The organism is Fibrobacter sp. UWR2 (genome assembly GCF_002210285.1).
Classification (GTDB): Bacteria; Fibrobacterota; Fibrobacteria; order Fibrobacterales; family Fibrobacteraceae; genus Fibrobacter.
In genome coordinates this window covers 1-21,652 of record NZ_MWQE01000003.1, presented here as the reverse complement: position 1 = coordinate 21,652, position 21,652 = coordinate 1, and the positions used below count along the sequence as shown (strand labels likewise).

Genomic DNA, 21,652 nt, shown 5'->3' with positions numbered 1-21,652 from the left:
CTACGCTTCCTTGCGGAGCACCTTGATTTCCTGGATAAACGAAAGCTGCAGCGGGGCAACCCCTTCGCAGTCCTTCTCCTGGATATCCACGTTGAGCGGCGCCTTGGCCAAGTGCAGCGCATGCACGGAGAACATGATCTCGCGTTCCTTCTCGGCGCGCTTCGCCGGGTCCCTGACCTTTGCGGCAAGGTACACGCCCGTAGTCTTCGCGTAGCGCAGCACATACACCAGGTCCGACGTATCGAGTTTCTGGTACACATCGCTGTACTTCGTAGACTTGAGCGCCGACTGGAGCGTCGCCTCGTCCACTTCGTTCTTCAGTTCGTAATCCGGAGAACCTGCCTCGGGCCATGCGATGGTGAAATCCTTGCGCCATTCGTCGGTCGGGGCCTTGTCGCGAATTTTCGCAGAGCGGTCCACGAACGGGCAGTAGCCGAAGCTCTCGAGAATTTCAAAGGCCAGATGTTCCTTCTCGGGCACGAGCACAAAGCCATACCCCGGGATATATTCCTCGGTGCATTCCGTGAACTGCGAAAAGCGGGAAAGTTCCGTCAAAATCTTCAGGTCGTCAATTTTTAACAAACGAACAGTACGCACCTTCGCCCCGTAGAACGAGGAATTCCATTCGCGGAAGGTCGAAAGCACATTCTCGGGCGGTTTGATCCAGCCGAACACCTGTTCCATCTCGGATTCGGGAATGCCGCTCTTGAGGCCGGCCAGGTAGGTATCCTTGTCGAAGTTGAAGCACAGGAACGTCTCGTCGTTCTTGACGCGTGCAAGGCAGGCGACGGTAAACAGGAGCTGCGGCGAAGTGGAGGCCGATACCACGAGGTCGAAGTTCGGCAGCATGGATACCTGGCCCTCGTACTGCGGGAACACAGAAGTAGTCGTCCATTCACGGCCGGCATCGCTCAGCATCACGGCAGAAACCTTGCCGGACTGGAACTGGAACTTCACGAGCCCGAGCAGCCACAGTTCGCGCAGCGGGCGCGGCAGGTATTCCCAGGCCAGGTGGCGGTTCGATTCCAGAATGCGGTAAGACGGGTCCATCACCCAGAACATGTAGGCGGCATCGGACACGCCGCGGGCATCGGTGATGCACTTGAGCATTTGTCTGCAATGCGCGCTGTCGTTGCGGAAGCGTTCCTCGACCCACCATGTCAAAACGTACTGGTGCAGGCGGAACGCGCTCGTCTTCAGGAACTCGTACGCCTTCTCGGAGGGGTACAGGAGAGAATTTTCCTGTTCGAGCCAGCCCTTCTGCGTAAGGAAACTGAAAATCAGCGAGAGCTCGTTCTCGGCGGCCTTTGCAGAGATCTTGGATGCCGTCACGAAGGCGGCCGTGCAGATCTGGTAGCTGCGGCGGTGGAGCGTACCGTTCGTATTGATGCGCAGTTCACCGCGCTTGGCCAGCGAGAGCACGAGGCACACATGCCAGTCCAGCAGGCAGCCGTATTCCGTAAACGTCTTGGACGCATCGACGGATTCCTGCGGTTCGATTTCAAAGCAGTGCGCGAAGTCGGCAAAGCCGAGGTAGACGGCAGTACCGGACGCCTGCGAACGCCACAGCAAAAATTCGCGGCACATCTCAAGCAAGAAGGACCTAAGTTCCTTGTTCTTGCTCACGGGTACGGTAAGGCGCAGTTCGTTGTACGTGAGTCCACGCGAACCGCTATGGTACAAAAGGTTCATGCAGCGGCGCTGCCACGGTTCCATCTTTTCGAAACGGGATACGGCGCGGGCCTTGTCCGAGAAAAAGGACATCACTTCGGATTGGATCAAGGCATTGTTCAGGAGGCCTTTCTTGCCGTACGCCTTCGCATGCACATCGCGAAGGAGGGGCTTAGACATGCCATCAAAAAAACTGAATAAATCTAACATCGTCCACCTAGTAAATTGGACGGGCAAATATAGAAATTTTTTCCGATGTGTCGCTGCTACACGAACTTCTTCACGTCGTCGACGGTGTTGGCGACAACCTGCTTCATGTTCCAGATGCGGGAGAACGTCTTGCCGTAGGGCTCGTTCACGATACGGTTATCGAGAATGAGGACCTTGCCGCTATCCGTCTCGGAACGCAGCAGGCGACCAAGGCCCTGGCGCAGTTCCATGAACGCCTCGGGAATGTAGTAGGTCTTGAACACGTTCTCGCCCTTCGACTTCATCTCGGCAGAAACTCCGGCGACAAGCGGGTCAGAGGGGTTCGGGAACGGAAGCTTGGTTACCACGAGCAGCTTGAGCGCATCGCCCGGGAAGTCGACACCTTCCCACAGGCTCTGGCAGCCGAGCAAGCAGGCACCGCGCGACTTGCGGAACATGGCGATGAGGCCATCGAGCGCGCCGTCCACGTGCTGGCACAAAAGCAGTTTGCCCTTCGCGGCAAAAGCGGGGGCAAGTGCAGCCTGCGCCTTCATCATCGTCGCGACGTTCGTGAAGAGAACCATCGTGTTCTCTTCGATGGCGGGGAGCACCTCGACAAGCGTATTGTTCAGTTCGGTCACGTATTCCGGGAGCGAGGGCTTGGGCAAGTAGCGGGTCACCATCACGGAGCGACGGTCGCCGCTCGTCGCACTCTCGGGGAACACCTTCAGGTAGGGGCGCTTGCGTTCAAACGAGCCCATCCCCATGCGGTCCACAAAGTACGTGAGGTCGCCCTGCACGGCGAGCGTCGCAGACACGAACGTCGCGGACTTTACCCACGGGTAGAATTTCTCTTTCCAGATATCGCCGGAGTGCAGCGGGTACGCATGCATCTTGAGCGTGTGCGGGTTAAACGGTTCTTCCATGTAGAACACCCAGCCGCTACGGCCCGCCTTCACCAGGAACTCAAAATCCGTGATAAATCGGTTCAGTTCTTCCATGCGGCCAGAAAGGTCCTTCAGCAGGCCTTCCAGCGGGCTGATGCCAGCAAGGAACGAGACGACGGAATTCGCACGACTGCGGGCAATTTCGAACTGGTCGAGCACCGGCTTCGGGTCTGCATCGTATTCCGCAAGGATTCCGTTCGAATACGTGAGGCTATCCTTCGCGAGTTTCTGCTTCGAAAGCTTCTTGCCTATCTTCATGAAGAACCGGTGCAGCGCCTTCTCGGTTTCGGAGATATCCGTAACGAGTTGCATGCATTCCGTGCGCGGGGCCTCGTCTTCTTCCGGGATGCGCGTAAATATTTCGCTAAGCAGGCCGCCATGGCCGTCCTTCGCCGGCAAGAGCGTCTTGGCCACGTTCCTGAAACCGAAGAACGATACCGTGCGGCCAAAGCTCTGGTTGCTCGTTCCGGGAAGGCGGTGCGCTTCGTCGAACACCACGTGTTCATACGTCGGGAGCAGCGCAAAATCAAGCGACAAGTCGGCAAGGAACAGCGCGTGGTTCACCAGCAGCAGGTTTGCCTCTACCGCAGCACGCTTGGCGCAGAGCGCGGGGCACTTCGCATAGAACGGGCACTTGTCGCCTTCGCAGGTCGAAGCGCTGCTCGAAAGTTTAGACCAGAGCACACGATTGCGGCTGTGGCTGAACGAAGAACTCTCGTTGATATCGCCCTTCTGGGTGGAAAGCGCCCACGGGATAATCGCCATGAAGGAATCGCGCTCTTCGGGCGCAAGCAGCGTGCGCGGCGCCTTCAGGACTTCAACAAACTTGCGGAAGCAGATGTAGTTGTCGCGCCCCTTCAAAATGGCAGGTTTAAGCTTGTCGCCGTAAAGCGACTTCACCTGCGGGATATCGTGGTTCCAGAGCTGTTCCTGCAGCGCGCGAGTCGCCGTACTGATAATTACGCGTTCGCCATCGGCAGCCTTGTTCGCCGCGGCCACGAGGTACGCAAGCGACTTGCCCGAACCGGTCGGCGCCTCGATAACGCTCAGGCCACCCTTGTGGATATTGCGTTCCACGCAAGATGCAAATTCCTGCTGGTTCCTGCGCGGGGTATAGTTCTCGACCACCTGCGAAAGCAGTCCGCCTTCCTTGAAGAATTCATCGACGCGGGGCATTCTCGAGCGGGCAAGCGCACCGGAGGGGGCTGCCTTCTCGGGCATCGCGAACGTGGGCACCGGCAATTCTGCGGGCTTGTCGCCAGCCGCCTTTTTACTGGCGCCAAAGAGCATTTCCCAGTCGGAGCCTTCGGCAACGCGGGTCAGCGCAGCAAGCAGCCACGCATCCATCTTCGCGATCTTTTCATAGGACATCACGAACAGCTTTCCGCAGGCCTCGGCGTCCGGGAGGGCGCGGTGGGCGCGGCTGCGCTCGATGTTCAGTTCCTGCGTGAGCGTATCCAGGCGGTGGTTCGGCACATCCTGGAAGGCAATTCTAGACAAAGTAAGTGAATCCCAGACGGCATGTTCAAACGGGATGCCGACCTTTTCCATCGTATTCTTGAGGAACTTGGAATCAAACGTGGCATTGTGCGCCACAATCGGCAGGTCACCGATAAACGAACAAATCTTACCTGCGACACTCGCGAAGTCCGGGGCATCGGCGATATCCGCATTGGTAATGCCCGTGAGGCTCTCGATAAACGGGCGCAACACGGCAGAACCGGGCTTGACAAGGTAATCCACGTTCTCTGTCGCCACGCCGTTCTCGAACCGGACGAGGGCGACTTCGATGATTTCGTCCTTGTCAAATTCAAGACCCGTGGTTTCCAGGTCTACCGCGACAAATGCAGGTATCTTTTCCATAGCAACATCCTCAAAAATCATGGCAACGCGGGCAAATCCGGCAACAGCTTTTCCAACACGTTTTCACCGTTGGAAACGCGGACCGTATCGTTGGGCGCACGCCAGGGCCTACCAAACTTGAACGGAGAGAGTGAGCCGCCATCCGGCGTATTCCGGCCCTCTTCCGCATAGTAATAATCAATAAAGTACTTGCCTTCCATCAGGTTGTCGAAGGCGAATCTCCCGTCCGTGTCGCACTTGGTAAAGTACGGGCGTTTCGTATCGATAGAGAGCAGGCGTACCGTCACGCCCGGGTTCGCACGCACAAGTTTCCCCTTGAGCGAGGCAAGCTTGATCTTGGGAACCGTCTCGAATCGCAGCAGCCTGTTGTACTTCGTCGTGATAACCGTATCGCGCACGCCGTTACTATCGGCCTTCGCGAGAGTCGTATCCTTGTACCCTTCCAAGAAATCAATCGTCGCATCGGTGGGCCAGGGCTCCGCACGCACTGCCATGTAGCGGATAGGGTCGATGCGCTTCATGGTAACCGCGGTCGTATCCTTGTTCAGCACCACATGGTACGTGTTCACGAGCGAATCCACGGGCTTGTTGAAGGCGATGACCAGCGTATCGCCCGGGAAAACGGACTTCGCCATGGACAGGAGCTTGGTGCTGGCAATCGCGGGCGCAAGCGTATCGGCGGGCTTGTCGACCCAGCTCCACTCCACCTCGGCATGCGCCGAATCGAGTGCCCTAGAAAGTGAATCCTTCGCGGCCTTGCAGGCAAACTTGTAAGTAAGTTCCGGCTTGGGGATAGAATCAAAGTAGAACTGCGGCTTTTTACCGGAGGCGGCCATGTAGATGTAGTGCGGGTGCACCGTGCTCCCGTCGGGGTATGTGAGCCAGCAGTTCGCGGTATCGGCGAATGCGGAATCAAAGAACACCGACCGCGAGAAATTCGCCTCGAGCACGCGGGCAAACGGCTGCGACACCGATTCCAGTTCCAGCGCCGACGTATCGTGGTCGGTCAGCGGCACCCACAGCGTGTCGGTGCTCTCCTCGGTAAGCACGAGGTCGTTCGTCCATACGCCCGCGAGCTCGTTCGCGGGCTCAATCTTCTGGTTACCGTTCTCGTCCACGAACGCCACCACACGGTAGCGTCCGGGCTTGAGTCCGGTCAGCGTGAAGTTACCTGCACTGTCCGCGCGGGTCACGAACAGCGGCGGCTCCTTCGCAAGCATCGGGAGGCTATCCAGCTGCTTGGTCACCGTATCGCGGTATTTTTCCAGGTAGCGGCGGCCTTCGCGCTCGGGCCCCATCAAAAAGAGCCCGATACTCGGGAAAGTCTTCTTGCGGGCCATCGAGTCGTTCACCAGAACGCGGCCCGTAATCGTGAGGGAATCGATATGGTCGCCCGTCGAGAACACCACATGGAACGGCTTGGCAAGCGCGTTGCCGTGCAGGTCCTTGATGCCGCCTGCAAACGTGACCGTGTAGGTAGTTCCCGAATCGAGCAGCGCCCTCGATGTAAGTTCCATCGTACGGCCGCTCACGGTGAATTTCATCTTCCCGTCCACCGGCGGCGAAATCGAGACGGCGCCGCGCGGGACCGACGCATTGATCCATTCGTCGAACTCCAGCTTCACGTAGAGTTCCTCGGGATGGTTCGTCGTGTTCGGCGCGGGGTATACGGCGGCAACGCGGGGCGGAAGCTTGTCTTCAGGCCCGCCGCCCGGTGCAACCTGCGTCGCGCATGCCAGCAGAGCGATGCAGGCAAGCACCGGAGCAAGCAACAGGGCGAAAGCAGGGTAACGCAACTTCATTACAGACTAACCGTTAAATCAAAGGGATAAACTTGCCAATGCGCGACCAGCGAATACGGAAAGGAATGCGCCACCAGGTAAATGGATTGCCAAAACTGAACGCCTGGTCGTCGTTTTCGAACGAGAAGTAAATAACCGACGCCTTCGCGCGGATATTCCTGAGCGTCACAAAGCCCCAGTAGCGGCTATCCGCAGAATTGTCGCGGTTGTCGCCCATCATAAAGAACAGCGGAGTCTTGATTACATAGCTGTCGATAGGCTTGCCATCCACCAGAATCCTGCGGCGAATCTCGAGGCGCGGCTGCGACTGCGCGACCTGCGCTGTATCTGCCTGTAAGGATGCCTGCGCAGTATCCACCGGCGTAGCAGAGGCACTATCCACAGCAGCGGCGCTATCGACAACTGCCGGAGCATTGAGCATCGCGACATTGCCTTCAAGGTCACGCAGAATAGAACCTTCGAACCCGACATAGCTCACCTGGCGCGTAAAGCCGCCCTTTGCATGCGGGTCAAGCAGCGGCAGGAACCCAATCTTCGCCAGTTCGCGGAAGTACGAGAAACTCATCGCACCGCTCACGGTATCGCCCTGCGTAAGCCTCTTCTGGACAACCGTCCTGTTGCGCGTGAACATCGCGTTCAGGAGCATGCCGCGTTCACTTTCCACCGGCACCTTGAAGTCACTGAATTCAAAGTTGTTGTCTTCCACGCCATCGCGCAAGAGCGAAATTTCCATCTCTACATGGCTATCCGGATTCTCCTGCAAAATAATGGAACGCAACCACCAGAGTTTTTCGAGCGGCATCGTGTCTATCGCAAACGTATCGCCTACACTCGGCACCACGAACGTTTCGCGCTCGTCCCTCGGCGAAGACTTCGTGCGGAATGTAGCCGTCCACTGCCCACGCCCCGGGATAGTATCCTGCTTTACACCGTTAATGTAAAGGCGGCCTTCGTGAATAGCGACCGTATCACCGCTCACTGCAACGCAGCGCTTAATGTAGTCCTTCGGGCCGTCCGCATAGTGCACCAAGTGCGGCTGGCCATCTTCGGGTTCGTGGTCCCAGTAGAAGTTTCCGAACATCAGCGCGTTAAACAGGTGCGTGTAGCGCGCAGGATTATTGTCGGGGTATTCAGGTTCCCCCGGGTAACGGAATATCACCACATCGCCGGGCTTCGGTTCAGTATAGCCGGGGAAATGCTGGTTCGTAAACGGTATCGGCGAACCATAGGTAAACTTGAGCCCCAGCAAAAAGTCGCCGGTATGCAAGGACTTTTCCATAGACTCACTCGGAATCTGGAACGCCTGTATCACATACTGGATAACGATAAGTGCAAGCACGATGGGGACAATGATTTCCCGCGATAATGCCTTGAGAAATTTGCCAATCGAAAACTTTTTCGGTTTGTCTTCCATATAAATTCCAGAATTACAGATTGCGGACACTCTTCACGAAGTTCCTGCTCACCAGGATCTGCGTATGGTCCTTGTCGCGCAGCACCACGTTCAGGCGGCTCATGTCCGTCTTGCGGATTTCGGCGATGTAGTCGATAGCCACGAGGTGAGCCCTGTGCACGCGCACGAACTGACGCGGGTCAAGTTTCTTCTCGAGGTCCACGAGCGGAGTATCGATAATGTACTGGTTCGTGGGAGTGTAGACGGTCGTGTACTTCTCCTCGCTGTGGAACCGGATAATCTCGTCCACGTTCACGAGCAGTATGCGGTCACCGATCTTCACCTGGATGCGCTGCAGGTACTGGTCTCCCATCGCCATGAGAGAGCGGAACTTGTCCCACGAGAAATCCGCGGGCATCTGCTGGCTCTCCACCACGGCGGGCAGGCGCTTGCGCAGCTTTTCCATCGTAGCGTCAAGGCGTTCGGGGTCCACCGGCTTCAGCAGGTAATCCACCGTGTTCTCCTCGAAGGCGCGGAGCGCGAAGTTCTCGTGCGCGGTCGTGAACACGATAAGCGGCATCGCATCTTCGTCGATGTTCTTGAGCACCTCGAACGCATCCATGTCGGGCATCTGGATATCCAGGAACACCACGTCGGGGACGAGGTCGTTTATCTTCGAAATCGCCTGGTTGCCCGAGGCTGCCTCGTCAAGAATCTCGAGGTCTTCGGTATACTTTTCCAATAGCGAGCGGAGGCGCATGCGCGCAAGCGGCTCGTCGTCAATAATCAAAGTCCTAGCCTGCATTATTTCTTCTCTCCTTCAGTCTTCGGTTTGTTGATAATCCTGATCAGGTCGGCGGGCAAGCCGTTCTCGTCCTTGTATACCGTGCCCGCGCCGGTCAATAGCGAGAGGGCGCCGGAATTGCCCGGAGCGAAATTCCATTTCGCTCCGTTGCCCAGTTCTACAGAAATCACGTTCGCATTCTGCGTGTACCTGCCCTGCAGCGTATCGGTCTTCGCCGTATCCGTAAGCACGGTCTCGATCACCGAAACGGTACTGTCCTCGGCAAGTTCCATGCGCACCATGCGTACCTTGCAGTTATCGCACGGGAGGCGGCCCGAATACAGGCCGGCAAGGCCCTTAGGGAGTTCCACCTTGGGTAAGTCCGGCAAGGGAGCCGGTTTCTCGTTTTCGCAGCCAGCAAGCATGGACAGCGAAAATAGGCCCGCAAGAAGGCCCGTAAAAAAGAGTTTCTTCATATAAACGACAATCTAAAAAATTTCGCGGGCGGTCCTAGAACCCTTTCGAGTATACCACGCGAAATCCGAGTGTCATAGCAGTGTAGAGCGGGTCCTTCTTCGCACGGACATCCGGAGCGCAGTCCTTGATGGGGTCACTCCAGCCTCCCCCGCGCACAACGCGGGCAGTTCCCTTCGATGCACCCGTATAATTGTCCATATCCTTTGTCGGGAACGTACCGTACCAGTCGTTCACCCATTCGGCGGCGTTGCCCGCCATGTCGTAAAGTCCGTAGGGATTCGGGGGGTAGCTCGCCACCTCAACCGGGCCCGTAGTTTGTCCGTAATACACGTAGTCCGAGGCTACTTCGTTGCCCCAGTAGTACTTGGAACTTGAACCGCCATGCGCAGCGATTTCCCACTCGATTTCTGTAGGCAGGCGGAAGGCCTCGACGCCGTAGTCAATCTCGACATCCTTCAAGAAGTTCTCGCTACCCACGGACGAATAGGTGTACGCCGTATCGAAGCCCATCATCTTCGAGAGTTCGTTGCAAAAAAGCACCGCATCAAACCAGGAGACATTCACCACGGGGTAGTCGTCACCCTTTTGCGGCTGCTCGGGCATGCCGCCCATCGCCGCCACAAAGGCCTCCTGCGTGACTTCGGTACTGGCAACAGCATATCTGTCGAAAGTGAACTTGACGGCATTTATCTCCACCCTGCCGGAGTCAAATTCAAGCCACTCGAACATCTTGTAAACCGTGGAGTCGCGATCCACATCGTCTACAACTTCACTGCTGGAGGATTCATTTTCCGCAGATTCGCTGTTCGAAGATTCCACGCCCGAAGACTTGCTGTCGGAAGACTGCGCGGAACTCGACAAGTGCTTGCCGCCATGCGATACAGGTTCCACCGAGACGGGGTCGCCATCCACAGTGCAGGCAGCGAGCGCAAACAGGAGCGAGGCGAACACACCCGCAAGTGTTAGTTTATGTGTAGCACCATAAATCATTTGACAACACCCACGCGGTAGAGTTTCTGCTTCGTCTTTCCGTCCTTGAACTTCACCTTCAGGCGTGCAGTGTACACGGCAGAACCGAGATTCTTCAGGTCGAGCGGTGCAAACTCGTTGCGCCCGCGGGTAATAATGCCATCATCCATTTTCGTCTTGTACACGCAAAGGCCCGTAATGTCATAGAATTCCAGCTCGGCCTTAAACGCCACGGAACCAATCGTGAATCGCGCCTTCGCATTGCCGCCGCGCACCGGGTTCGGGTAGATAAAGAACTCGCTTATCTCGTCCTTCTCGGTTTCCTTTTCCACGTCGTCAAGGAGCGATGCGTCAAAATAGCCGGTGCGCTCGTTACCGCCGGCAGGGAGCGCCCACGCCGCGGGGGCACTTGCCGCATCTGCCGAAGCCTTGTGCAGGCGATAGGCGGAAAGGCTACTGCGATGCAGGGCGTACAGTTCCGGCCCCGCAGACTTCTTGCCCGGAACGGCGTCCGCTACAAATACGCTCATCGGCTGCAGGGACTTGAGCGAATCCACATACTCAAAACTGCCGGCCGCAAGCGGGAAACCGTCCTTCACTTCCGTTCCCTTGCCGGTGTACGCATACACGAGACCGTCGTTGCTCGGCACCAGAATCTCGGGCGTCTTGTCACCGTTCACATCGACAAGCACCGGGTCGCTGAAGAATCCGAATATCGGCGACCCTCGGGAAATCTTCACCGGGAAGCCCGCAATCGGCAGGCCCGAACGGTCAATCGCATACACCAGGTTATCACCCAGGAAAACAACTTCAGGGTAGCCGTCACCGTTTATGTCGCCAATCGCGATGCCGGAAGTTTCATCCTCAAGGCCGCTCGTGCCCGCGGCACCGCGCTTGTATTCCTTCGACCAGCGCATGGCATCCGTGGAGTACGACTTCGTATAGCCCCTGAGCGCGACATCGGCAACCGTCCCGCGGCTACCCACGACAATTGCGTCCACGTCGCCGTCACGGTCCAGGTCGGTGCAGGCTACGCGCCATGTTTCGCCGTCCTTGCCGTTCAACTTCTTGTTCATTCCGTGCATCGGAATAACGAGGCGTCCATCCGCCGTCACATAGGCAAATCGCGCAGACCCGTCAGCATCATTGTTCCCGCAGTAGGCCATGTCCGTGACATTTTTCACGTCGTTATCGGCCACCGTAACGCGTACGCCTGCCGACGCGCCGTCCTCGAATTCCGCGGCATTGACCTTCCTGTCGCCGCTCTTTTCGGCAAAATAGACATACCCGTCATAGACAAGCGGGCCCGCCGTAGCCGAATCCACCGGGTAAGATTTCTGCACCGGGATACCGCCAATAAACGAAGTCTTCACGAGCTTGTTCGCATGCAGGCTGTAGACGTTTTTGCCGTCGCTTGCAAGGCCCACCAGCGGGCCATAGCTTGCAGCCACGCGGTACAGCGGCACTTCGCGTTCCGCGACGTCGCGGGTCAGCGACTTCTGCACTATCGCGGTATCGGCAACGAAAAGCGTATCGCCCATCGCGTTGAACGCCTGCAACGTACCGTCCTCGGCACCCACCACTAGAATCTTCTCGCCCTCGTTTTCGGGGTCGTCCACGAACACCGCGCCACGCACCGCCGAATTCAGGCCCACATTGCGCGGGAACTGCCCGCCTTCAATGCTGCCGTCGTCAATGCTTATCGTCACGCGGATGCTCAATGCGGCATAGTTCACCACGCTGTCGCCCTGGAATGCATTCGCGGTCTTCTCTTCGCGGGCATCCTTCGGCACGTCCACCTTTATCTTGATTCCGGTGTAGCCGCCCTGCGATGTTTTTGTATTCGCGTAGCCGGTAGAACCGATTTCCGTGACAGTCTTGTACTTCTGCTTCGAGCCCTCGGCCGGCATACGCTTGTGCGGCAGCAGGTCCGTACCGCTTCCGTAGTCGTATGTATCTTCGCCGAGCGCATTCTTGAACGTCTTGCCGATGGAAAGCACGCCGTCGGCCTCCACCATCGCGACACCGAACTGGTGGTCACGCAGTGTATCGCCGCCCCAGAAGTTCGCCACGCCGTATTTCAATGTCTCGCGCAGGTACCAGTCGTTCACGCGCCACACCACGATGCCGCTCGCCGGTAGCCCCGCATCGTAGGAATCGAGCCCGACAATCAGGCCCTTCGCCTTTCTCCCGTTCCATTTGCACTTGCCCTTCACGCACACGCTGTCCTCGAACACGAGGTTCAGGCTATCCACGGGCACTGTGCGAATGGTCGTGTCGGAATCCGCTCCGGCGCTTCCAAGAACCACGTCGATCGTCCCTTCCTTGTTCCAGCTGCGCTGGCGGTTCTCGATCAGCAGGTACTCGCTCGCACTGAGCGACACCTTCACAATTTCCGTCCCCTTGCCCGTACCCGCGGCCGCGATATCCACCGTCACGGGCTTACCCGCAACAGGGCGAACTTCCTTCACGTTGCTCCAGCCCATGTACGCGCGTTCCCACGCCGCAGGCATCGATGGCATGAACCCGTTGCCCGCATTATAACCCGCAAAGTCCATCACGTCGAAGTAACCGAGGCGGCTGATTCCCTTCACCACGTCGTGGGTATTCGGGAGTCCGAGTTCGCGGCCAATCTGATTCACCATGATTCCGTTCACGCCCCAGTTGAGGCCATCCTGCGAGGCAGTCTCGCTCACCACCATCACCGAGCGCAGCGTATCGGTAGTACCGCCCGGAATGTAGATGCCCGTAGTCGCGGTATCGCCCTCGCTCGTAATGCCCGTCACGGCCTTCGCGGACTTGCTCTTCGCGGAATCAGCCATCAGGTACTGCCAGTCGTCACCCGCGATATAGACATCTATGAAGTCACCCGGAGTGTCGGCACCCTTCGTGCCCATGCTGCCACCGTCCAAAAGGCGGCTCGCGCCCGCGTGTATAATCATGTAGGCACGCTTCACGTTAGGGTTTTTAGAGAGCGGAATGCGGAACGGGCCCTCCGCAGAGGAATCCTTCGCCGCAGCGGCAATCGCGTCGTACACGAACGTGAGGTAGTCACGGCTACGTGCCTCGTCGAATTCGGCAGTCTTCTCGCCCTTCTTTTTGCCCGTGCGGTTGTAGTCGATAATCTGCTTGTCGAGCGTGTACGCCGTGGAACCCGAGGAGGGGTCCGGGAAAATGCGTGCATCGATGACGACGTTCCCGCCACTCACCGTGCTGTAGTAGTTCTTCGCGAACTCGAAATGCTTGAGCCAGTACCCGGCAGTACCTCTGCGGCCCGGAGGGTCGAGGCTGTAGGTGCTCTTATCCTTCTTCTCGATATCGAAAAGCCCGACGCCCGTCGTGAGCGAGTTATCGGTCTTCTCTTCCTGGAACTGGATGCGGAGCGCAAATACCTGCAGCGTATCTACGGCAAAAGACATCGGCGCAAGCGACAGGCATAAGAGCAGGGCAAAAAAAACTCGGGACAAGATCTTCATACAGCCTCAATCTACAAAAATCATTCCATCACGGACTTGTAACTCGCGGGCACCTTGAGGCGCCATGTTCCCGAACCGAACGATTTTCCGTGGGTCACCTTCTTCAGGCGCATCTCCAGGAACATCTTTCCATCCCGTTCGAACACGATTTTTCCGGCGAGGGGCCTGCCTTCGAGTTCCTTGTAGTCCAAGAACTTCAGCATTTCGGGCTTTCCATCCCTCCCCTTCTTCGAGATCCATTCCACGCGCCCGTCACGTACCGCATACGTCAGGCGCATCCCGACCGGGTCGGTCGCCTCTACAATCTTCAAGCCCGCAGAATCGAGTTCCGACACGGGTTTCGCCCCCTCGGGCACGTATTCTCCGTTAAAGAATCCTGCCACCTGATGGATATTTACCATCGGGATGCTCGACGCATTGAAAAGCCCCACCATGTAGCCGCGGCCCTTCATGTAGAGTTTCTCCGTCGGGAAAACCATGGTCCAGCCCTCGTCAGTCCAGAGCATCGAGGCGACTCCGATTCCCAGCGGGCCCGTGAACTCCATGCGGTAGCGCAACCGCGGCACCGAGAACAGCACGGCGTCCAGGTTATGTTCCTTCCCGTTGTCGTCCACAATCGTGACCGCCATCTTCGCGCGCAGGCTGTCGAGCTTTACTTCGGGCGCGCACGCCTCGCCGGCATTCGCCGAGCCAGCATCTGCCGAGCCATCTGCCGAGCCATCTACTGCGCCGGCCGCGCATTTTGCCGTCGGTTCAGTCGCGGGCTTCTTGCCGGCACAGCCGCTCAACAGACAAACTAAAACGAGGCACAAGCCCCATATTCCCGCAGATGTAATGCCAGGTAAACGCATCGCGGCCTACTTCTTCCCTTTCAGGAATTCCAGCGCCGCCGGGTGCTTGGGGCTGAGTTTCAAAAGCTTGCGGTATGTCTCCGCCGCCTCGGCCTGCTTGCCGGCAGCCACCTGAATTGCACCCAGGTGCTCCAGGTACTCGTCGTCGTCCTTGAACTTTTCGGGATTCACCTGCATTATCACTTCGAGCGCCTCGTCAAAGCGCCCCAGGCGGTAGAGTCCCCAGGCCTTGGAATCTATGATCGCGTCGGGCTTGTCGCCCTTTATCGAGTCGAGCGCCTTCACCACAAGCGAATAGCCGTATTCCACCTCGGCCCTGTTCCTGTTCAGGTTGATGAGCGTATAGCCGTAGTAGTTCGCCACCTCGGAGTAGCTGAGTTTCGGCTGCAGGTTCGGCGACTTGAGAATTGTCTCGAACATCGCGAACATCTCGTCTATCCGGCCCAGGCGTTCCAGGTTCCGCGCCATCGAGAAGCGGAGCACGACGTCGTCGGGTTCCTCGGCCAACACGCTTTCCCAGAACAGTTCCGCCTTCGTGCGGGCCTCGCGTGCGGCCGCGCGGTTCAGGGAATCCCTCAGAGTTTCCTTCGGTTTGCCCATAACGAACGAATTGATTATGCCCGTAAAGGTTCCCTTCTCCTCGAGGTCACGGGCCTGCATCATGAGCACGTCGGCATAGGCACGCTGGAACCTGCGGTACTTCAGCATCGCCTGCGCCTTGAGTTTCTTCATCAGCACGGAGTCGGCAATCCCTTCCATCGGGCGCCAGTTGATCCACACGCCTAGCATGGAATCGAGGAGCGCATACGACTTTCCGTATTCCTTCGCGGTCCCGAGCGCAAGCGCGAGGAAAACCTTGCCCTCGCCCATCAGCAGGGAATCCGCCTGTTCCGCATAGCGCACGCCGTCCTTGTTCTGCCCGCGGCTAAAGGCAATCGCCGAAAGCGTGCGGCACGCGTGCGCGCCCGCCTCCTTGTCGTTCACGAGCTTCAGGTGAGCATCTTCGAGGTGCACCTTCGCGCTGTCGACCTCGTGCAGCATGTACTCGTTGAGCCCCAGGTGGTACACGAGTTCAGGGACGCGGACACTGTCCTTATAGTACTTCTTCTTGAGGAAGGCGAGCATTTCCTCTTTCGGGGCGTTCGCGTAAGTCAGCAATGCAAGTTCAATAATCTTCCCGTCGTCCTCGAGCGAGCTCGTGATGGTATCGGCAATCGCGCGCACTTCCGCAAAGCGCTTCTGGATTACCATCACCTGCACCATCTTCGCGAGCTTTTCCTTGTCGCCAGTAGCATCGTGCGCACGACCGAAGAGTTCGACCAGCGCGGAATCCTTCCCGAGTTCAACAAGCAGGTTCACCTGGCGGCCAAAAAGCGACTGGATGTAGTTTGTCTGCGGGAGCAGCAGGTCGTACACGCGTACGAGTTCCTTCTTGTCCTGCACGGCCTCGAGGAACAGGCTGTAGTCGTACAGCATGCGCATGTCCTGGTACTTCGAGGAATCAAGCGCGAGCAAAAAATACTTGCGGGCGGAGTCGGCGGCACTCTCCTTCAAAAAGACATGCGCCATCGTCTCGAACTGGCCGGCGGTGCGCTTGCCAGGCAACTTGTTCGCCTGCTTCGCGATAGACGCCGCAACGGAATCCGCCCCCACGGCGAGCATCTTCTGCGCCACCCTGAACGAGAGGTAGCGGCTGCGCGGGTCATAGCGCCAGGCCAGCATCCACATGGAATCCGCCTCGTGCTGGAGCCCACGCATCTCGAGGTCCAGCGCCTGGATAAACGCGGCATGTGCAGTATCGAGGTTGCCCGGAGCGATTCCGTGGAACTCGTCCTCTTCGCCCGCGGCAACAGCCGGGGCTTCGGCCGGAGCGTTATCTTCAGTCTTTTTCACGGGAGCCGAGCTGCACGCCACAAGGGCGAACGCAGTACAGAGCAGTACGGCTGGCAGCTTGGCAGAGAACTTCATAGGTTTAATCCACTATCACGAAGTCGATCTTGGAATCCGGCTTGAGGTAGTCGCCTTCCTTGGGCGCCGTCTCGAGCACCGTTCCCGAAAGTTCGCCGTTCTGGCCCTTCACGCGCTTGACCTTGCCCACGCGGAATCCGAGCGCCTCGAGTTTCGGGTAAACGTTATCCATCATCTCGCCTTCGAACGAAGGCAGCATTACCTTGCCCGTAGTGGCGCCAGCCGAGATCACGACCTTCACCGTGTCGCCGAGGCGCACCTTGTTGCCGGCCATCGGGTCGGTACGGATAACCACGCCGCGCGGGATGCTCGCGTGAGCGCCCTTCACGATTTCGCCACGTACAAGGCCTGCACGCGTAAGCGAGATTTCGGCCTGCTTCTGACTCTTGCCGCGCAGGTCAGGGATTTCCACCTCGCGGATACCGAGACTCTTCGTGAGCTTCACCGTGCGGCCGAGCTTGGCGACACGGCCGGCGGCAGGCATCTGCACCAGCACCATGCCCTCGGGCACCTGCGAATTGTAGCGGCCCTCTTCGAGCCATTCGTACTTGAATCCGGCGGAATCGAGTTTCTTTTCGGCAACCTCCGGCGGCAAGCCTTCGAGCGTAGGCACGACGCCCGTGCTCGTCAAGGAGCCAGCGAGAATGGGCATCACGATCTTGTCTACGGCGAATGCGAGTAAAATAACAAGAATGACCCAGGCCACGAACGCCTTTACCAGCGAAGAGGTCTTGAGCCACGTAAGGAATTTGTTTATAAACGACTTTATTTTCGCCACGGTCTAGCCCTTGGTAGCCTTCTCTTGCAGCGCGCTCTCGTCGAAGATGACGATGTCCTTGCCGGTCATGGCAATCGCGTTCGTCTTCACCAGCAGGGAGCAGATGCGACTCACGGTTTCGCGCGTGGTGCCCGACATGTCGGCCAGCTGCTGCTGAGTGGGGCGGTTGTGGATGACCGTCACCATGCTGCCGTTGTCGGTGTGGATGCGCACGCCGCGTTCTTCCATGAGGTTGAGGAGGGTGCCGGCCACGCGCCCGCTCACGGACATCGTGGAGAGCGAGCCAATCTGGCGGTTCGCCTTGCGCAGGCGCTTGCTGAGTTCGCTCAACAGGCCCATCGCAATCTCCGGGGACTGGCGGATGAGCTTGAGGAATGATTCACGGTGGATGATGAGCATCTGCGCGTCGGTCACGGTGCGCACCGAGGCGGACCTCGGTTCGCCGTCGATGAGCGACATTTCGCCGAAGAAGTCACCACGTTCCAGGAAACTGAGGATGGTCTCGCGCCCATCGACGCCGGTCATGTAGACCTGCACCGAGCCCGACGCAATCAGGTACAGAGCCTGCACCGAGTCGTCGCCCTCGAGCACAACCGTCTCGTCGCGGTTGAATTTTTGGGAAACCACCAGGTCGGCGAGCATCCCAATCTGTTCTTCGCTCAGTTCCGAAAAGAGCTCAACGCCCTTCAGCAGTCCGAGAATAGTTGCGTCCACCATGTTGCTCACTCCTTGTGAAAGTTAAAGACCCAACCCCTTGGCGAGGCCGGAATCGATGACAATACTCTGATCGCGCTTAGCGCCAATAGAAATCATACCAATTTTCACATCAACAAGTTCAGCCATGCGCTGTAAATACTTCTTTGCATTCTCCGGAAGCTCGTCGTAGGTGCGGCACTTGGTGGTATCGCACTTCCAGCCCGGCATTTCCTCGTAGACCGGCACGCAACGTCCGACCTTCGAAAGCTGGTTCGGGATAAGGTCGAGCTTCTCGCCGTCGCACTCGTAGTGGGTGCAAATCTTCACCGTGTCGAATGTGTCGAGCACGTCGAGCTTGGTGATGGCGAGGTGAGTGAGGCCGTTCACCACGGTCGCCTTGCGGACGACCGGAGCGTCGAACCAGCCGCAGCGGCGGTTGCGGCCCGTCGTGGCGCCGTATTCGTTACCAATCTTGCGGAGCGTGTCGCCCGTCTCGTCCAGGAGTTCCGTGGGGAAGGGGCCGTTGCCCACGCGGGTCGTATAGGCCTTGACCACGCCCCAGACCTCGTCCAGCACGGTGGGACCGACGCCCGAACCGCAGCTCGCGTAGCCCGAGACAGTGTTGCTCGAGGTCACGAACGGGTAGGTGCCCTGGTCCACGTCGAGGATGGTGCCCTGCGCGCCCTCGAACACCAGGCGCTTGCCGGCCTTCACGGACTTGTACAGGAACTCGCTCACGTCGCGCACGAACGGCTTGATCTTCTGGCCGAGCTCGAGGTATTCCTTGATGACCACTTCGGGGTCGATCGCCGGGACGTCGTACATCACGGTAAATTCTTCGTTGTGGACCTTGGCCATCGCCTCGACGCGGGGGCGCAGTTCGCGCTCGTCCATGAGGTCGCCCACGCGCACGCCGATGCGGTTGACCTTGTCGCTGTAGCAGGGGCCGATGCCGCGGCCGGTGGTGCCGATGGCGGCCTTGCCGGCCTTCTTTTCTTTCGCCTTGTCGAGCGTGGAGTGGTACGGGAGCACCACGTGGGCGTTGTTCGCGATAAAGAGGCGGCCTTCGGGGTTGATGCCCTTCGTGTGGAGGTCCGCAATTTCCGCGAGGGTCTGAATCGGGTCGAGAACGACACCGTTACCGATGACACAAATCTTGTCCTTGTGCATGATGCCCGACGGGATCAGGTGGAACACGAACTTCTGGTCGCCCACCTCCACGGTATGGCCCGCATTGGCGCCGCCCTGGAAACGCACGATGATATCTGCGTCCAGAGTCAAGAAATCCACCACCTTGGCCTTACCCTCGTCACCCCACTGGGAACCGATTACAACACGATTTGCCATATATCCTTCATTTTTTTGTGACCCGGCAGGCGAAACCCCGAGAGGCGGCCCGCAGGTCGATTATTTGTTAAAACACGAAATTGCAGCACAGGGACCTTCCCTGCACCCTTTTTCGCCATAAAGATAAAAAAGTGGCCCTAGATTGGCGGCGGGCGGCGCCAATGCGGGCGAAAAAAGCGGGCTTGCAGCGGAGGGATGTGCGTTTATGACGGCTGGATGCGCAATTGCGGCGGCGAGATGCATGATTGTGGCAGGGAGATGCGCATTTACAGCGGCAAGATGCTTATTTGTGGTGGCGAGATGTATGATTGTGGCAGGGAGATGCGCTTTTACAGCGGCAAGATGCTTATTTGTGGTGGCGAGATGTGCCGCGAGCGGGGTGCAGGCTTGTCGCAGGGGCAAATGCCGCCTTGTAGCGGGGAGGATGCTGCTTTGTGGTGGCGAGGATGCTGCTTTGTGGTGGCGAGTGCACGGCGGGCGGCGGCTTTCACTGCGCGATTACATACTTTTTGGCGCCCCCCTGCACTTTAGACCGTAAAATTTGGCAAATTACATACAAATTAAACGCTAAAAATGGAGGGGGTTACGGACTAAATACCGACCCCCCGCGTTTTAGTCCGTAATTTTTTGCAAATTTCAGACAAACTAGCGACGGCAGTCGGCATTTTTTACGGACTAAATCATGACCCCCTCCACTTTAGTCCGTAAAGCATCGCCAAAAAGCGACCCCGCAGGCCATCAACAGCCAAAATTTTACGGACTAAAATACCACCCCCCCTGCATTTAGTCTGTCGCCGCGACAAAAAACAGCCTAAAATCAGCCTAAAACCGGCAGAATCCCGCCGAATCAACAAAAATCCAGCTTTAAACTGCTTTTTCAATAGCACTAGCGCCCGCCCGACTCTCGCCCCATATACAACAACAACAAACCGAGCCACACCCCCCCCCGCAACCACCCATCGTCAGCCTCAATGCTAGCCTACACCTTGTCCACCTGCAAAACACCCGCTGCGACCGCCCCAATTTTTTTTCGAAAAAACTGGTCTCTGACGAATCGTTTTTCGTATATTACCAGCACATGAGCGTTGATACATTGCTTAATAGCAGTATCAGCGCTTTTTTTATTGCTTTTTTCCAGATGGAGGTTCAATGGCAAAGAAAAAGAACAACAACGACAAGCACGACGTCCTCATCCAGGCGGCGACGGACCGCTGTCTTAAACTCAAGGCGCTTCTTGCGGGCATCCCTCAGGCAGCAAAACAGGCAGGCGGCCAAAAGCTGCGCGTCGGCATGAATCACGGTCGCCCGCAATACTACATCGTGAGCGATGGTCGCAGGGCGGCGCGCGGAAAAAACGAGCCCGCCAACGGGCGGTATCTGCCAAAAGCAGAAATCCAGAAGGCAAAGGCACTCGCCCAGCGCGACTACAACAGCGATGCGGCGGCCGTTCTCAAGAAGTCAATCGGGGCTATCGAGCGATTCCTCGCCGAGTTTCACCCCGGAGCGCTTGACAAGGCCTTCACCGGATTGCATCCAGGCCGCCGCATGCTCGTTGCGCCCTTGCGAGAACCCGACGCAGACTTCATCGCCAACTGGCAACGCCTCCCCTACACCGGCCGGGCCTTTGAAATCAATGCGCCGGAATTCATCACGAGCAAGGGCGAGCGCGTCCGCTCCAAGTCCGAGATCATCATCGCGGACGCGCTGAGTCGCGCTGGGATTCCCTACCGGTACGAATACCCCACGAACGTAAAGGGGTGGGGAACGCTCTACCCGGACTTCACCTGCCTCGACACGCGCACTCGCGAGGAAATCATCTGGGAGCATTTCGGCCTGATGCACGACCGCGACTACGCCGAGAAGGCAGTGCAAAAGATTGCGCTTTATGCCGCAAGCGGCTACACCCTCGGGAAGAATTTCATCGCCACGTTCGAGACTAATGTATCGCCACTTTCTGTCAAGCAGGTGCAGGAGTACATCAACACGCTGTTCAAGCCGCGGGCAAAATAACGCGGACGCGATGATTCTGCAGGGGCAATGATACTGCGGGTCCGGAATGCGGGGGCAATGTGACTGCAGTCGCGGCAGGCGGGAGCATTGATACTGCGGGCTCGGCAGGCGGGAGCAATGATACTGCGGGCTCGGCAGGCGGGAGCAGTTGCAGGCGGCGACGTGACTGCTGGGCGGCAATGTGGCGGGGGTCGGCGCGCGCCCTTTACGGACTAAAAGAGGACCCCCTGCTCTTTAGTCCGTAAAATTCAGCAGATTACATACAAATTAAAGGCAAAAATTCAGTCGCATTACGGACTAAATACCGACCCCCCGCGTTTTAGTCCGTAATTTTGTGCAAATTTCATACAAACTAGCGCCGGCAGTCGGCATTTTTTACGGACTAAATCATGACCCCCTCCACTTTAGTCCGTAAAGCATCGCCAAAAAGC

14 protein-coding genes are annotated in these 21,652 nt (G+C 57.8%); 1 reads left to right on the top strand and 13 read right to left on the bottom strand.

The features are described 5' to 3' along the window. The 13 genes from B7994_RS05995 to B7994_RS05935 form a co-directional block, all read right to left on the bottom strand. The gene (locus B7994_RS05995; protein ID WP_233143076.1) at positions 1–1,851 is read right to left on the bottom strand and encodes a hypothetical protein; all 1,851 of its coding nucleotides are present in this window, start codon (positions 1,849–1,851) and stop codon (positions 1–3) included. 86 nt (positions 1,852–1,937) lie between these two features. Further along, positions 1,938–4,670 carry a helicase C-terminal domain-containing protein gene (locus B7994_RS05990; RefSeq protein ID WP_088637793.1) on the bottom strand — a complete coding sequence of 911 codons (2,733 nt, stop codon included), beginning with the start codon at positions 4,668–4,670 and terminating at the stop codon, positions 1,938–1,940. A gap of 17 nt (positions 4,671–4,687) precedes the next feature. Then, positions 4,688–6,472, bottom strand: a complete 1,785-nt coding sequence (locus tag B7994_RS05985; protein ID WP_233143074.1) for an Ig-like domain-containing domain — start codon at positions 6,470–6,472, stop codon at positions 4,688–4,690. Between the two features lie 13 nt (positions 6,473–6,485). Beyond that, the gene (gene lepB / locus B7994_RS05980) at positions 6,486–7,886 is read right to left on the bottom strand and encodes a signal peptidase I (RefSeq protein WP_088637572.1); all 1,401 of its coding nucleotides are present in this window, start codon (positions 7,884–7,886) and stop codon (positions 6,486–6,488) included. Between the two features lie 13 nt (positions 7,887–7,899). Then, entirely contained in the window at positions 7,900–8,670 is a 771-nt protein-coding gene (locus B7994_RS05975; RefSeq protein ID WP_088637571.1) for a LytTR family DNA-binding domain-containing protein, read from the bottom strand. Continuing rightward, on the bottom strand, positions 8,670–9,125 hold the full coding sequence (locus B7994_RS05970) for a copper resistance protein NlpE N-terminal domain-containing protein (RefSeq protein ID WP_088637570.1): 456 nt from the start codon (positions 9,123–9,125) through the stop codon (positions 8,670–8,672). The genes B7994_RS05975 and B7994_RS05970 overlap by 1 nt, the downstream gene beginning before the upstream one ends. Positions 9,126–9,159: 34 nt before the next feature. Continuing rightward, positions 9,160–10,116 carry an SUMF1/EgtB/PvdO family nonheme iron enzyme gene (locus B7994_RS05965; protein ID WP_088637569.1) on the bottom strand — a complete coding sequence of 319 codons (957 nt, stop codon included), beginning with the start codon at positions 10,114–10,116 and terminating at the stop codon, positions 9,160–9,162. Continuing rightward, positions 10,113–13,571: a hypothetical protein gene (locus B7994_RS05960; RefSeq protein WP_088637568.1), complete on the bottom strand. Its 3,459-nt coding sequence runs from the start codon at positions 13,569–13,571 to the stop codon at positions 10,113–10,115. Before B7994_RS05960 ends, B7994_RS05965 begins: the two co-directional genes overlap by 4 nt. Positions 13,572–13,591: 20 nt before the next feature. After that, positions 13,592–14,422, bottom strand: a complete 831-nt coding sequence (locus B7994_RS05955) for a hypothetical protein (RefSeq protein WP_088637567.1) — start codon at positions 14,420–14,422, stop codon at positions 13,592–13,594. Between the two features lie 6 nt (positions 14,423–14,428). Then, on the bottom strand, positions 14,429–16,390 hold the full coding sequence (locus B7994_RS05950) for a tetratricopeptide repeat protein (RefSeq protein WP_088637566.1): 1,962 nt from the start codon (positions 16,388–16,390) through the stop codon (positions 14,429–14,431). 4 nt (positions 16,391–16,394) lie between these two features. Next, positions 16,395–17,168, bottom strand: coding sequence for a PASTA domain-containing protein (locus B7994_RS05945; protein WP_088637565.1), 774 nt, complete (start codon positions 17,166–17,168; stop codon positions 16,395–16,397). A 3-nt stretch (positions 17,169–17,171) separates the two neighbouring features. Then, complete coding sequence (locus B7994_RS05940) at positions 17,172–17,885, bottom strand: Crp/Fnr family transcriptional regulator (protein WP_233143073.1); 714 nt, start codon at positions 17,883–17,885, stop codon at positions 17,172–17,174. A 21-nt stretch (positions 17,886–17,906) separates the two neighbouring features. Then, a complete protein-coding gene (locus B7994_RS05935) occupies positions 17,907–19,211 on the bottom strand; it encodes an adenylosuccinate synthase (protein WP_088637564.1) in 1,305 nt (434 codons plus the stop codon). Positions 19,212–20,360: 1,149 nt separating this feature from the next. Here B7994_RS05935 and B7994_RS05925 point away from each other — a divergent pair. Continuing rightward, positions 20,361–21,221 carry a hypothetical protein gene (locus tag B7994_RS05925; protein ID WP_088637562.1) on the top strand — a complete coding sequence of 287 codons (861 nt, stop codon included), beginning with the start codon at positions 20,361–20,363 and terminating at the stop codon, positions 21,219–21,221. The last annotated feature ends 431 nt before the right edge of the window (positions 21,222–21,652 follow it).

What these genes read in the sequence shown, in the direction of transcription:
- B7994_RS05995 (WP_233143076.1), bottom strand. Translation starts at nt 1,851, where the DNA reads ATGTCTAAGCCCCTCCTTCGCGATGTGCATGCGAAGGCGTACGGCAAG.
- B7994_RS05990 (WP_088637793.1), bottom strand. Translation starts at nt 4,670, where the DNA reads ATGGAAAAGATACCTGCATTTGTCGCGGTAGACCTGGAAACCACGGGT.
- B7994_RS05985 (WP_233143074.1), bottom strand. Translation starts at nt 6,472, where the DNA reads ATGAAGTTGCGTTACCCTGCTTTCGCCCTGTTGCTTGCTCCGGTGCTT.
- lepB (WP_088637572.1), bottom strand. Translation starts at nt 7,886, where the DNA reads ATGGAAGACAAACCGAAAAAGTTTTCGATTGGCAAATTTCTCAAGGCA.
- B7994_RS05975 (WP_088637571.1), bottom strand. Translation starts at nt 8,670, where the DNA reads ATGCAGGCTAGGACTTTGATTATTGACGACGAGCCGCTTGCGCGCATG.
- B7994_RS05970 (WP_088637570.1), bottom strand. Translation starts at nt 9,125, where the DNA reads ATGAAGAAACTCTTTTTTACGGGCCTTCTTGCGGGCCTATTTTCGCTG.
- B7994_RS05965 (WP_088637569.1), bottom strand. Translation starts at nt 10,116, where the DNA reads ATGATTTATGGTGCTACACATAAACTAACACTTGCGGGTGTGTTCGCC.
- B7994_RS05960 (WP_088637568.1), bottom strand. Translation starts at nt 13,571, where the DNA reads ATGAAGATCTTGTCCCGAGTTTTTTTTGCCCTGCTCTTATGCCTGTCG.
- B7994_RS05955 (WP_088637567.1), bottom strand. Translation starts at nt 14,422, where the DNA reads ATGCGTTTACCTGGCATTACATCTGCGGGAATATGGGGCTTGTGCCTC.
- B7994_RS05950 (WP_088637566.1), bottom strand. Translation starts at nt 16,390, where the DNA reads ATGAAGTTCTCTGCCAAGCTGCCAGCCGTACTGCTCTGTACTGCGTTC.
- B7994_RS05940 (WP_233143073.1), bottom strand. Translation starts at nt 17,885, where the DNA reads ATGGTGGACGCAACTATTCTCGGACTGCTGAAGGGCGTTGAGCTCTTT.
- B7994_RS05935 (WP_088637564.1), bottom strand. Translation starts at nt 19,211, where the DNA reads ATGGCAAATCGTGTTGTAATCGGTTCCCAGTGGGGTGACGAGGGTAAG.
- B7994_RS05925 (WP_088637562.1), top strand. Translation starts at nt 20,361, where the DNA reads ATGGCAAAGAAAAAGAACAACAACGACAAGCACGACGTCCTCATCCAG.